The sequence below is a fragment of the Collinsella sp. BIOML-A6 genome (assembly GCF_009875845.1).
GTDB lineage: Bacteria > Actinomycetota > Coriobacteriia > Coriobacteriales > Coriobacteriaceae > Collinsella > Collinsella aerofaciens_H.
Window position 1 is genome coordinate 1 of sequence record NZ_WWSL01000020.1, and the last position, 12,912, is coordinate 12,912.

Here is a 12,912-nt window from a genome sequence, read left to right on the forward strand (position 1 = left end):
GCGCCTTTAGACGCGAGCCCGGGGCCCGTGGGTTATACCCTAAGAGCAAACCACCCTTTTTAAGGGTGGTTCTGATTAAAGAAAAATCAAAAAAATCTGAAATAGTTCTTGCATAGTTAGTTATATAAAGTATTATAACGCCATGTGATGAATGAAGGGTTCATCCAAGTGAGTTAGGAGTAAGGGATGTTCAATTTCGATGAGCCTCGTTACGAGAAGGTTGTGAGCGATGCCCTCGCTCTCCGTCCTCAGATTGAGGCTGCCGTGGACAAGGTCTGCGAGCAGGGTTATTCCAACATCTTCTTCATCGGCTGCGGCGGCACCTGGGCCCACACGCTCCCGATGAAGTACTGGGTCGAGACCACCACGGCCGACGTCGACGTCCACTGCGAGATTGCCGCTGAGTTCCTCGCATGTCCGCCCAAGACCTTCAACAAGGACTCGGTCTGCGTCTTCTCCACCCGTACCGGCACCACCCCCGAGATCATCGAGGCCGCCAAGTTCTGCCAGGAGCAGGGCGCCCGCACGCTGATGTACGTCTCCAACGACAACACCCCGGCCACCGAGTACGCCGACTACAAGTTCTTCAGCTTCGCCGAGGACGACGTCCTGTGCGAGGCCATCTACACCTATCAGATCACGCTGGTCGCCCGCTTCCTCAAGAACGCCGGCGCCTTCCCCAAGTACGACACCTTCATGGAGGAGTTCGGCAACATCGCTCCGTACCTCATCAAGGCCAAGGACGCTCAGGACGAGCGCTGCGCCGCCATGGCCGAGGACTTCAAGGACACCGACTACCACATGGTGATTGGTTCCGGCATGCTCTGGGGTGAGGCCTACGACTACGCTATGTGCATTCTCGAGGAGATGCAGTGGATCAAGACCAAGTCTATCCACGCCGCCGAGTTCTTCCACGGCACCATCGAACTGTGCGAGGAGGGCACGAGCCTCATCATGCTCTACGGCGAGGACGACACCCGTAAGCTCATGGACCGCGTGGACAACTTCACTCACATGCTCGCCGACGAGAAGGGCGTCCATGTCCGCGTGAACAAGTTCGACACCGCCGAGGTCGAGCTGCCGTTCAGCGACCCCGAGTTCCGCAAGATCGTCTCCCCGATGGTCACCTACACCATCACCGAGCGCCTGAGCTGCCATCTCGAGCACGTCCGCAACCACCCGCTCACCACGCGTCGCTACTACCACCAGATGAACTACTAATCCTCTCAAATTGCTGCGGTTGTCTGCAGGCGAGCTGCGCAGAATGCCTCGCCTGCAGACCTATTTCTGGGGTTGATCGAAATGGTTGTCCAGTATCTTCTAGTTGCACTGGTCGCATTTATTGCGTCCATGGACGAGCAATTATTTGGCATTACGATGCTTGGTCGTCCGCTGTTTACGAGCCTGTTTGTCGGCTTGATCCTTGGCGATGTCCAGCAGGGCGTTATCGTCGGCGCTGCTTTGGAGTCCATGTTCATGGGCGCCATCATGGTCGGCGCGGCGGTTCCTCCCGAGGTCTATGCCTCCGGCGTGCTTGGCTGCGCGTTTGCCGTCATTACGGGTACGGGCACGGCAACTGCCGTCGCGCTCGCCCTTCCCGTCTCCGTCTTCCTTCAGGTGTGGCGCAACTTCTGCTACGCCGTTCCGGGTGCCTTTGCCTGCAAGAAGATTGAGACCGCTCTGGCAAATCGCGATCTTGCCAAGGCGAATCTGTACCATCTGACTATCGTGCCGCTGTCGATTGGCATTCCGTCTGCACTGCTGGTGTTTGGCTCACTGTTCTTTGGTGCCGACCTCATCAACAATGCGCTCAACGCGATTCCGCAGTTTGTGATGGACGGCCTCAACGTTGCATCCGGCGTCATGGTCTGCATCGGCTTCGCACTTCTTATCAGGACCATGGGCGATAACAAGCTCCTTCCCTGGCTGTTCCTGGGCTTCATTATGGTCATCTATCTCAAGATGGACGTGGTCGGCGTCGCCGCAGCTGCCATTTGCGTCGCGCTGCTCCTGGCCTTCCGCGAGGGCTCGTCCGGTCCGCAGACGGTTGCTGCAGATGAAGAGGAGGACTTCTAATGGCTATCCAGAACACCGACCTCAAAGAGGCCAAGAAGGACGCGATTATGACTCCCGATATGTATCGGAGCATGTTCCTTCGCCAGTTTACGAGCCAGTGCTCGCAGTCGTACGACAAGATGATGGCAATGGGCTTCATGTACACCATTCAGAAGCCCCTGCGAAAGATCTATCCCAACGACGACGATTATTATGCGGCGCTCGATCGCCATACCGAGTTCTTTAACATCACGCCTCATGTGCTTCCGTTTGTAGCCGGCCTAACGGTTTCGATGGAAGAGCAGGCGGCTGCCGATAAGAACTTCGACACGTCCTCGATTAACGCCATGAAGGTCGGCCTCATGGGACCGCTTTCCGGCATCGGCGATTCGTTCTACTGGGGTACGTTCCGCGTGGTTGCCGCCGGCATTGGTATTGGCATCGCTTCGACGGGCAACCCGCTCGGCCCCATCGTGTACGCGCTCATCTACTCCGTGATTAACTTTGCAACGCGTATCGTCGCCGCCCATCTGGGTTACGACTTGGGAACCAAGTTTTTGCAGCAGTCCGAAGAGAGCAACCTTATGTCTCGCATGACGCATGCTGCCGGTGTCCTCGGAATGACCGTTATCGGCGCCATGATTGCGGCACAGGTCTCGCTGTCCACGGCTTTGACCTTTGACGTGGGTGGTTCGGAGATTGTCCTGCAGGATCTGTTCGATTCGATCTTCCCCGGTCTGCTGCCCTTGCTGGCAACGTTCGCTTGCGTTGCCCTCTATAAAAAGGGCGTCAAGACCATTTGGATCATCTTGGGCATCTTCGCAATCTGCATCATCGGAACGGGCTTGGGAGTGTTCGCGGCGGCGTAATGTTGACTGCTATGCTCGCGCGTTGGATAACTAACTGACCGTTTGAAAACGGGGCTCGGCGTAAGGCCGACCCCGTTTTTTGTTTGAGGGATTTTCCGACCGTCCAATAATCCACGCTCATGCATCACTCGCGCATCTCTCGTCTTTCATTCGTCACTAACACGAGAGATAGATTAAAGACGAGAGATAATTACGAGAGATAGCTCAGCAGCAAAGAGACAAGCAACCATGGTATTGTCTCAATATCGATTGTTCCACCAGCAAAAACATGATTTAATGAAGCAGGTAGAGATATCTTATCTCTCATCTTTCACTCATATCTAATACGAGAGATAACAGAAAGACGAGAGATAATTACGAGAGATAACTGAGAGACGAGGGAAATCCGTCTGCGGCATTCTCCGCAGGGCCGAGCGAAGGGACGTGCAGATGAACGAAAACGAGCTGGCCGGTTTGCTCGAGTCTTTAAAGCGCATGGGTTCGGATGACCTTAACGTCGAAGTAAAAGAGAGCGCCACGACGCTTTCCCGCGACGTATGGGAAACGGTCAGCGCTTTCGCAAACACCGCCGGCGGCATCATCGTACTCGGAGTGAGCGAGCGTGCGGGTTTTGTCCCAGTTGCAAACTTTGAGACCGAGAAAGTGCTCAACCAATTCGTGGCGGGCATGGGCGATGCCGGCGGTCGTGGAAAGCTGGCCAATCCGCCCAAATACACCATTGAGCGCGTGGAGCTTCGGGGTACCGTTGTTCTCGTCATCACAATCGAGGAGCTCGACCCGTCGAGCAAGCCTTGCTATGTAATAGAACGGGGCGCCCAGGGCGGCAGCTACAAGCGCATCGATGACAAAGACGTGCCGCTTTCGTCGACCGAGGTTTTGGCGCTGTCGTCATACGAACGGACGAGTCCTAGCGATCGCGATACGGTGCCCGGCACGAGTGTGGGCGATCTCGACGAGTCGCTGGTCGACCGCACGATAGAGCGTGCCTATTCGTTGACGCCTCGAGCGATGCACGGTGCGACGGACAGGAAGACAAAGATGGAGCGTCTGAATTTCCTCGACCCCCAGGGCAATGTTACCAAGGCTGGCCTCCTTGCCGCGGGCGTTTACCCTCAGCAGTTCTATCCCAAGCTCTTTATTGATGTAGCTGTCCATGCGGGAACTCAAAAGGGCGCTGCGGGACCGCTAAGGTTTATGGACCGCACAGTCTGCGAGGGCACCTTGGGCGAGATGATTTCGGATGCTGTCGCGGCTGTCGCCAAAAACCTGCGTCGCACCTCGACCGTTCAAGGCGTCTCGCGTATCGACTCGCTGGAGATTCCCGAGGAAGTCTTGCGTGAGGCGATTGCCAACGCCGTAATCCACCGAGAATACAGAGATCGGTTCTGTGGACAGTCGATCGCTGTTGACGTCTTTGATGACCGTATCGAGGTGACGAACCCTGGCGGTCTTTATGGCGGAAAAACTCGCGAGAATCTGTTTGACGGTAGTTCTCGGTGCCGCAACGCGACGCTCGTGAAGCTCATGTCGCTTGTCCCATTGCCCGACGGTGCGGGCTCTCCTGCCGAGGGCAACGGATCGGGCATCCCGATGATGGTCGATGCCATGCGTGCGCACGGTCTGGCCGAGCCCCTGTTTTGCCCTGGTTTTGACCGGTTTAAGGTTGTCCTCTATCGCTCCAAGGTTGAGCAGGTCGATCATGGTGGGGACCTGATCATGGCGGCACTCAAGCGCAACGGCGAACTGGGAACACGTGAACTGGCAGAATGCACGGGACTCACCGTCTCCCAGGTTAGGGTACGCGTCAATGCGCTCATCGCACAGGGCGAGCTTGAGCCCACGGCGCCGGCGACGAGCCGCAACCGCAAGTATCGACTGTCAGAGCGCGTGGAATAAATGCATTAGTGGACGAGGCGACCCAATAATCGACCCTCAATTGGCGCCCACTAAGGTAAAGCGGTTGTTGCTCAGTCGACGGTGATGCTGAAGACTCGGCTTACGCCGGCATGGCCCCGAACCCGTCCATCAAGAACAGCCTAAGAACCAGCTTGATGACATATCCCGGTTTGACTTCTGCCGCGTCAAAGACGTGGCGCTCGGCGAGCTCGCTGCAGTATGCATAGATGTCGCGGATAAGGTCCGCGCCCGAAAGCGTAAACATGTAGCCTGCGTCCGAAAGCGCATTGGGCGCGGCGGGCAACTTGGCCATGTGGCAGAACGTTTGCAGGTCGGGCGCCATAACATTCTGGTAGTCGAGGTGGCCGCCGGCATCCTGTTCGGCAAGCTCCAATTGGCGCACGAAATCCAGCGCCGCTGCCAGCACAAAGCTCGGCGTAGGCGCGTTGACGTCCTCCGTGCTCGCCACGAGCCTGCCCGCTGCCTGCGTGACAAGCCAGGCGACCTCGCGCTGGCAGCGCACGGCCTTGCGCGTCACCGGCTTGATGGACGAAGAAGAAACGCTCCCCTTAGGCGGATTCGAAACAGCCACAAGACCCTCCCATGAACGACCCGGCCCAACAAGCCCGGATGAAACACGTGCTACATCAGTATACAGGGGAGTGGGATGGCGGGGTACGAGCGCGCCAACGGCAAACCGAGAGCATCAACGATGTGCCGATCACGGAATGAGATCTCGTAATAATTGACTCTCGGTCATATTATTGAGGGGCATGACTCGCGTTCGTATGGTTGTAGGTGCTGGCGATGAACGACATTGACCTTGCTGTTCCGTTGATGAATGGACCAAGCTATGACCGTGCCTGCAGTCTTGTGCCTTCTGAATACGTTGAGGCATGGGAGTGGTTTCTGGGTGAGGAGCAGCGCGGCGGCGTTTGGACCAGCCTTCCGCACCACACCAAGGAAGATAGCCCTCAGTATCAGTATCGTTTGAGAATTGGCTCGGACTTCTTTCCCGTAACGCGGGATTCAGGGATCTTCTGGCCGGGCCAGGATCGGGTGAAGCAAGATCCCAATAAGATCTTTGCGCTCTCGGTCCATAACTTCAAAAAGAGCTTCTACACCGATGTGCCTCCGCTCTATTTGGACGATGGTACGTGGGTCATTAAGTACTCGGTTCAAGCGCCGGGTACCGTTGGTTTTCGAGACCAGAATTACAACCGTAAAATGCTCAACTGCATGGAATGTGGCGTCCCAGTCGGAGTCATATTTGCAACCGAGGTGGGCTATAAGGTGCTCGGCCTTGCGTTTGTTGAGCGGTTCGAGCCCGAAAACGGATGGTTTGTTCTGCACGGTCCTGTTCATAAAGGCGGACCGGACCCACGTTTTGCACCCGACATGAGTTATCTGAAGCGCATGCCCGTCGATATTGAGTTTGCCGGACAGGGTGCGACCGACGACGAAAAGGTCCGCTATGCGTTAAGGCGCGAGCGATTGGGGCAACAATGGTTCCGCAAGCAGCTCGTTGCCGCCTATGACGGCCGTTGTGCGGTGTCGGACTGCGGCGTCAGCGAAGCTCTGGAGGCTGCGCATATCGAGAATTACTCGGGACCCAAATCGCAGGTTGCCAGCAACGGCATTCTGCTTCGGCGCGACCTTCATTCCCTATTTGATGCTCACCTGATTTCGTTTGAGCCTGTTTGTGGTGAATATCGGCTGTGTGGATCGTACCTGCTGGATAAGACCGACTACGTTTCCTTTGCGGGTGCGACGCTAAGGCAGCCGAATGAGCATCAGTGGCGACCCAATACGGTGTTTCTTGAGGCCCATCGCATTGAGTTCGATCGCTCGGAAAAGAAGCGTGAAAAGGCGGGGCTTCTGCCGTATTAGCGTATTTGGTTTTGGCATTCTTTGACGATCGTGTCGTTTGATCGGATCGCGTGGCGATGCAATCTCGCGCACGCCCGTCGGTGCATGCTCTTCCTGATTTGTATAGCGAGAGGGGAGCGTGTATGAGCTGGCGAGGCGATGTCGCGATGGGGAAGTACGGAAAACTGCCGCGTGCCCTTATCGACAACAATATGTTTCCGAGCGTAGAGGTTGATTGCGGGTCGTTTGTCGTTGCCTGCCCTTGCTGCGGCTCGCAAATACCGTGTCTCGACATTCGGTTCATCGATGCGCACGACAAACTCAGTGACGAAGTGAGGAAACGCACGGGCGTTCATATGCCGGTGTATCCGGAGAAATGCTCTGTTTGTGGTCTCGATATCGTGTACGACGCCGGCGACGAGGGATAGGTGATGCGGAGGAGCTGGCTGTGAAGGCCTCTCCGTCTCTACAAATAAACCCCCTCACCGAGTTGCCTGTGGAACTCGGCGTGATGGTCGCGTGCCCAGGTAAAGAGCGCCTGGTCAAAGTCGGTGCGCGTGGCTGGGATGCCAAAGACGCCGGCAACTTCGACGCGCACAAACTCCAGTGCCGGTAGCTTGTTGATGGCAGTGAGGGCAAACGGGGACGAGGGCTCCTCGAACAGATAGCGGCTGCCTTGCAGCGCGTCGCAACTGGTGCACGTGTTGCCGAGCGACGGGGCTTTGGAGGCTCGCGCGCCTACGGGCTTGTAGCCGCAGCGCTTATGAAGGTAGTCGCGGATCTCGCCCGGCACGCAGCCAAGAGTGGGCACGATGGCGAGTGCGTTGGCGCTGGCCGTGTCGATGGCAATGTGCCCGGCTTCGTTAGGCGCGTGCGCGATGGCGATGCTCTCGTCGTTATCGGTTCGATAGGGAATGCCGAAGGCCGCGACCGAGGTCTCTTTGTGACACTTCCAGCACTCGCGCTTGCCCAGTACTAGATATATATACGGCGCTGAGGGGTCGGATCGGTCAACGCCGGGCAGCCACTCGGCAAAGGGCTCGGGGTTAACGCCGCTGGGTACATACCAGATCTTCTTAGCCCGATCCCACTTGGCGCCCAGGGCCTTGGCCTCGTCTTTGTGCGAAAAGGGAACATCGAGCTCGGTGCGCATGGCGGCTCCTTGGTGCTGCAGGTGCAAGTGGCTCAAGGATACCGCAGGGCGCAGACATCGCGGCGTTTTGCTGAGAAGTTGCGGTTCGGATGGGTTCGAGACGCGTTGGTCTCGGCCTCGGTGGCTATTGGGGCGGTTTTGATTGACTGCGGAGTCAGCCGGGATAGGCACTTGGGTTGCTGACGCGGTTTTGTGCATGGGCAGGGTGGTTGTTTGAGCGGTTGGAGCAGTTTGCGGCGCAGTTTTGTGCCTGGCTATTGTTGATGTTGGGGTATTGAATTTATTTGGCAGCCATTCGTCAGGTGAATTGATGCTACGTTGCGATGATGGTTGGAGCTGCCAGCGGATTTGGCGACATAAAACAAAACAGCCCAGAGACATAGCCTCTGAGCTGTGAACATTTGGTGGGCGTTAGAAGATTTGAACTTCTGACCTCTTCCGTGTCAGGGAAGCGCTCTCCCCCTGAGCTAAACGCCCGATCAAGGGTGCGCAAGTGCGCAAGGGATAATATAACGGAGCCTGAACTCGGTGGCAAGAACATTTTTAAAAATCGCTTGCATTGTGGTCTGGTGAGAAAAAGCCGCTCGCCGCCTGCAGGTGACCGTTTGCGGTCAAATTATCGACAAAGCGTAGACAGGTTTGTGGCAAGGTTTCAGGGAAGTATGTGCTGGCTTCGCCGTCTTGCGCACGATTGCACGAGGCGTGTGCCGTTGTTTGAGTAGTATGGGGGCCGACCATGAACATGCTGGTCGTAGATGATGAGGTTGATATCGCAAATATGCTCGCGGAGTTTTTCCGCATGGAGGGCTACGAGGTTTCGGTTGCCCATGACGGGCCGTCGGCCCTGGCGGCGGCTTCTTCTGGCCCCACCCCCGATATCATGCTGCTCGATGTAAACATGCCGGGGATGGACGGCTTCGAGGTCTGCCGCCGCGTGCGGAAGCATGTGAGCTGCCCGATCATCTTTCTAACGGCGCGCGTTGAGGATATGGACCAGCTTGATGGTTTTGCGGCGGGTGCCGACGACTACGTGCTCAAGCCTTTTTCTCTCGAGGTCCTGGGTCGTCGCGTGGCGGCGCACATGGCGCGCGAGGGAAGGACTCGCGATCGGCAAAGCGACGGCGCCGTCCGCTTTTTTGGCGAGATGACCATCGATTACGCTCAACGCATCGTTGAGGTTCACGGTGCGGGTGGTAATCGGGATTCGTCCGCCGGGGGCGATTCGAACGCGGTGACCGTCGACTTGACCAAGCTCGAGTTCGACATCATCGCCCTGTTGAGCAAGCGCCCTGGCCAGGTGTTTGACCGCGATGTGATTTACGAGCGCGTGTGGGGATGGGACGCCGCGGGTGACCCGTCGCAGGTGCGCGAGCACATTCGCCGCATTCGCAACAAGTTTACGTCGGCGGGGATCGCGGACGATCCGATCGCAACGGTATGGGGCGTGGGCTACAAGTGGGTGGCAAAGTGACAGGTTTTGGTAAGGGCCCACGTGGGCGCCATGCGCCTCACGAAGACGGCCGAGTTGTCGCTTGCGAGGACGGTTGTCGGGACAATGGCGGTTCTGTCCGCAGGCGCGACCGCCGCGCAGCTCGCCGCGCCGAGCGACGCGCGGCCCGCGAGCTTGAGCGCGAACAGCTGAAACGTCTGCCGCGAAAAGAGCGCCTGCGTACCTGGTGGAGCCTGCGGCCGTTGGGCGTGATCTTCACGGCGTATCTGGTCGCCTATCTTGTTGTCGCCACGGTGCTTGCGCTGAGCGCCATTGAGGTACTCGCGGCTTGGAATAATGGATATTACGAACTCGAGGTGACGCTCGACAACGGTTTGACCGAGCACGGCGTGATCGATTCGGGCCCATACATCTACGACCCCACCTCTCAGCAGCTGCTTCCCGCATCCGAGCTCAACTTGCCAGGCGATGGGCCGTACGCGGTCTTCATTGCGACGGGCGATTGGGGGACCGGTAGCGATTACGTGCCGGAGGGCGGGCGCACCATCAGCACGCTGTACGCGACCGTCGACATGGTTCGTAGCGGCCAGGTGCAGCTCTACGACTGGGGGCTCAATTACAACGAGGGCTATCCGCAGGAGGAGATTCTCGAGGTGAACAGCACGATTCCAGCGGAGAACCTCGCCCGCTATGACGCGTTGAGCCGCGCGGGCCGCGCGCAGAGCGTGGAGCTGTTTGAAAACATGACGGGAGCCGATCTTGAGGAGACGTTTGGCGAAGGGCTCGTCTCGAACACTGCCTATTATGCGGCTTCACCGCCTCCCGATGGTCCGATGCCTTGGGTCCTCACGCTTGCGACGGGGCTTGTGCCCGTTTTGGCGTACGGCGGCCTGGGTTGGCTCACGTTCAAGCACTTCTACCGCGTTCACATCGCCGGGCCCTTGGGGGAGCTGGCGAGCGCCGCGGGGCGCATCGCCGGTCAGGATTTGGATTTCTCGATCGAGCGCGTGCGGGGCAAAGAACTTGGTCGCCTGTCCGAGACGCTGGAGAATATGAGGGCGTCGCTGCTCGATGCCCAGCGCGAGCTGTGGCGCACCGCCGAAGGGCGGCGTCAGCTCAATGCGGCGTTTGCGCACGACCTCCGAACGCCGATCACGGTGCTCAAGGGGACGGTCGAGATGGCGCAGATGCGCCTGCGTCGCGGCGATGAGCTCGATGTTGGTTCGTTGGATGCCCTGTCGGCCCAGGTGGTGCGTTTGGAGCGGTACGCAACGGAGATGGGAGGGCTGAGCAAGCTCGAAGATCGGCCTGTAGACCGCAAGCCGCTGGCGTCGCGGTCTCTTGTGGATGAGCTCGAGTCGCATGCGAACGAGGTTGTTGCGGCGCGCGGGGAAGGGCTCGCGTTGAGGGTTGCAGCTGACGAAGGTGAAGATGGCGCCCGCGCCGACATGACCCACATCGATCTACCCCTGGTCGAAGAGGTCCTCGACAACCTCTTGAGCAATGCGTGCGGCCATGCGAAGGGCGTCATCGAGGTTGAGATTTCTGTTCGAGAGGGCAGGTTGGCCCTGAGCGTTGCCGATGATGGTCCGGGCTTTACGCCCGAAGCCCTGCGGCGCGGGTGCGATCCGTTCTTTAGCGAGAACAAATCTGCCGAGCATTTTGGACTGGGCTTGAATGTGTCGAGCATTTTGTGCGGTTTACACGGGGGAGCGCTTGAGTTAGGGAATGGTTCGACCGGCGGGGCACGTGTGACGGCGACGTTTAGCACGGGCGGCGATGGGGACGAAACGGGGGAGTTGTGACGAGGGCGCGCGCTGCGCGGGCGTCGCCGGGCTCATCGAGCCGTCGGCGAACCAGTTACCTGCTCTTACCTTAAGAATGACTTACCTTAACGTAAGGCTTACTGAATTGTCATTGCTGGTAGACAAAACATAGACACCAAGTTGCGAAACTGTCCTTGTCAGGTACACAAGGAGGTAACGCGATGATGAGGATGCAGCCCGAAGCCGAAGGGTATTCCGATCAGGTTTCTTGCGGGGGCGCCGCTCGCCGTCTTGACGTAAGCGCTTTGAGCGAGCTTCGCAATCGAGTCGCGGGCGCTCATGACGCGCTGGACGACGCCTCTTCTGCCGGCGCGCGGACCGCAAACGCCCCCTCATTCGCGACCGCTGCGGCAATGTCGGCCGAGGCCGTCGCAGAGGACGATGGCCTCGATGCCCGCCGTCGAATCCTGCGCCGTCGCGTGCTTTTGGCGCTTGCGGCCTCGGCCGCGATCCTCGCGACTGCATGCTGGGAATATCTTCCGGGGATCTTGGCATGGCTTGCAGACCCTCAGGCGGTTCGGTCGTTCGTCGCCGACCACAGCGTGATAAGTCGTCTCGTCATGCTTGGAATCAACGTCACTCAGATCTTCTTGGCCTTTTTGCCCGGCGAGCCTGTGGAGCTGGCGAGTGGTTACGCGTTTGGCTTCTGGGAGGGGACGGCGCTGTGTCTCGTCGCCTCGGGGCTGGCGACGTCGGCGATTTATTGGGCGACGCGTCGATGGGGCTGGAGCCTGGTTGGCCTCTTCTTCGACCGCAGCCTTCTCGACCGGTTTTCGTGGCTCAATAATGCGAAGCGACTCGAGCTGGTCATGCTGGTGATTTTCTTGATCCCGGGAACCCCGAAGGACTTCTTGACGTATTTCGCCGGCCTCACCAAGATGCGCTTCGCCCCCGTGGTGCTCATCGCAACGTTTGGGCGCATTCCCTCCATTGTGACTTCGACGGCCGCGGCATCCGCTGCGGGCAGCGGAAACTGGCTGGTGGTTGGTGTCGTCGTTGCCGTGTCACTGCTGTGCGTGGCGTTGGGCGGCTTGCTGTATCGTCGCCTGCGTGCCAAGGCGAGCTGAGGCGGCCGGCGAGGATGTACGGCGGCTGATGGGCCTTTTGCGGCTACATCGGACCGCCGGTCGCCACAGCAATCCAAAACCTCCCCAACATGTGCATTCTGAAATCGAAATCTTGCGGAAACGCGAGCAAAATGCACTGCTGGGGGAGGTTTCGAGGGTTTACGCGCTTGCGACTCCGCTATACGCTCCGATTGATGAAGAAATCGGCCATGGAGCAGAGCAGGTCAGCGGCGTTGTGCGAAATGACGCCGTTCTCGGCGAGCGCACGGCTGGTGTCTTGCGCCTCTTGCGCGAGCTTGAGTGCGAGATCACGGCACGCGTCGATGCCCCCGCCGATCTCGATGAGCTCGACGGTGCGCGCGAGGTCCGTGGGATCGTTCGTTTTTGCTTCGAGCAGCCCCCAAGGGCCGCGGCCTCAGGTTCGACCGGCTGGCCCCGGCGGACCTGTCGCTGGCGATGTCGCAAGTGAACTCCGAGCCCCGCGGCGCGCTCGGCTTCGCGACGCCCGCCCGCGCCTTCCGGGCGATGCTGGGCGCCGACGCGGAGGCGCTGCTGGACGCCTACGGCGTGGAGGACGTGCCCATCGGCGAGCTCGACCTGACGCCGGGGCTCATCGCGCGGGCGCGCGCGGAAAGGGGCGATGCCCCGCTGTCCTAGCCTAAGGGAAAACGGAATAGACTGACCGACCGTTCGGCTGAGTCTGGGAAGAGGCGCCGGGCGGCGGGCG

General features: G+C 58.9%; 12 protein-coding genes and 1 tRNA gene. 10 read left to right on the forward strand and 3 right to left on the reverse strand.

Annotation, left to right across the window (positions count from 1 at the left end):
• Positions 1 to 186 precede the first annotated feature (186 nt).
• From GT495_RS07495 to GT495_RS07510, 4 genes are all read left to right on the forward strand, one after another.
• Positions 187 to 1,221 (forward strand): SIS domain-containing protein, encoded by a 1,035-nt coding sequence (locus tag GT495_RS07495; protein WP_022094037.1) that lies wholly within the window; start codon positions 187 to 189, stop codon positions 1,219 to 1,221.
• 81 nt (positions 1,222 to 1,302) lie between these two features.
• Complete coding sequence (locus GT495_RS07500) at positions 1,303 to 2,076, forward strand: PTS sugar transporter subunit IIC (protein ID WP_117563725.1); 774 nt, start codon at positions 1,303 to 1,305, stop codon at positions 2,074 to 2,076.
• Positions 2,076 to 2,924, forward strand: coding sequence for a PTS system mannose/fructose/sorbose family transporter subunit IID (locus tag GT495_RS07505; protein WP_192924133.1), 849 nt, complete (start codon positions 2,076 to 2,078; stop codon positions 2,922 to 2,924). The genes GT495_RS07500 and GT495_RS07505 overlap by 1 nt, the downstream gene beginning before the upstream one ends.
• Positions 2,925 to 3,353: 429 nt before the next feature.
• Entirely contained in the window at positions 3,354 to 4,820 is a 1,467-nt protein-coding gene (locus GT495_RS07510; RefSeq protein WP_161162178.1) for an ATP-binding protein, read from the forward strand.
• 100 nt (positions 4,821 to 4,920) lie between these two features.
• Here GT495_RS07510 and GT495_RS07515 read toward each other — a convergent pair whose 3' ends face one another.
• Complete coding sequence (locus GT495_RS07515) at positions 4,921 to 5,412, reverse strand: hypothetical protein (protein ID WP_161162177.1); 492 nt, start codon at positions 5,410 to 5,412, stop codon at positions 4,921 to 4,923.
• Positions 5,413 to 5,627: 215 nt separating this feature from the next.
• Between GT495_RS07515 and GT495_RS07520 the strand changes: the two genes are divergently transcribed.
• Both GT495_RS07520 and GT495_RS07525 read left to right on the forward strand, forming a co-directional pair.
• Entirely contained in the window at positions 5,628 to 6,710 is a 1,083-nt protein-coding gene (locus GT495_RS07520; RefSeq protein ID WP_161162176.1) for an HNH endonuclease, read from the forward strand.
• A gap of 122 nt (positions 6,711 to 6,832) precedes the next feature.
• Positions 6,833 to 7,117, forward strand: coding sequence for a hypothetical protein (locus GT495_RS07525; protein ID WP_161162175.1), 285 nt, complete (start codon positions 6,833 to 6,835; stop codon positions 7,115 to 7,117).
• 38 nt (positions 7,118 to 7,155) lie between these two features.
• Here GT495_RS07525 and GT495_RS07530 read toward each other — a convergent pair whose 3' ends face one another.
• The gene (locus GT495_RS07530; protein ID WP_161162174.1) at positions 7,156 to 7,842 is read right to left on the reverse strand and encodes a DUF5710 domain-containing protein; all 687 of its coding nucleotides are present in this window, start codon (positions 7,840 to 7,842) and stop codon (positions 7,156 to 7,158) included.
• Positions 7,843 to 8,244: 402 nt separating this feature from the next.
• Positions 8,245 to 8,319 (reverse strand) — tRNA-Val (locus GT495_RS07535).
• Between the two features lie 259 nt (positions 8,320 to 8,578).
• Here GT495_RS07535 and GT495_RS07540 point away from each other — a divergent pair.
• The 4 genes from GT495_RS07540 to GT495_RS07555 all read left to right on the forward strand — a co-directional run bounded on the left by GT495_RS07540 (position 8,579) and on the right by GT495_RS07555 (position 12,842).
• Positions 8,579 to 9,313, forward strand: a complete 735-nt coding sequence (locus GT495_RS07540; protein ID WP_161162173.1) for a response regulator transcription factor — start codon at positions 8,579 to 8,581, stop codon at positions 9,311 to 9,313.
• Positions 9,310 to 11,097 (forward strand): ATP-binding protein, encoded by a 1,788-nt coding sequence (locus GT495_RS07545; protein ID WP_370457619.1) that lies wholly within the window; start codon positions 9,310 to 9,312, stop codon positions 11,095 to 11,097. The genes GT495_RS07540 and GT495_RS07545 overlap by 4 nt, the downstream gene beginning before the upstream one ends.
• Positions 11,098 to 11,279: 182 nt before the next feature.
• Positions 11,280 to 12,185: a TVP38/TMEM64 family protein gene (locus tag GT495_RS07550; RefSeq protein ID WP_233539623.1), complete on the forward strand. Its 906-nt coding sequence runs from the start codon at positions 11,280 to 11,282 to the stop codon at positions 12,183 to 12,185.
• Positions 12,186 to 12,569: 384 nt separating this feature from the next.
• Positions 12,570 to 12,842, forward strand: coding sequence for a hypothetical protein (locus GT495_RS07555; RefSeq protein ID WP_192924390.1), 273 nt, complete (start codon positions 12,570 to 12,572; stop codon positions 12,840 to 12,842).
• Positions 12,843 to 12,912 lie beyond the last annotated feature (70 nt).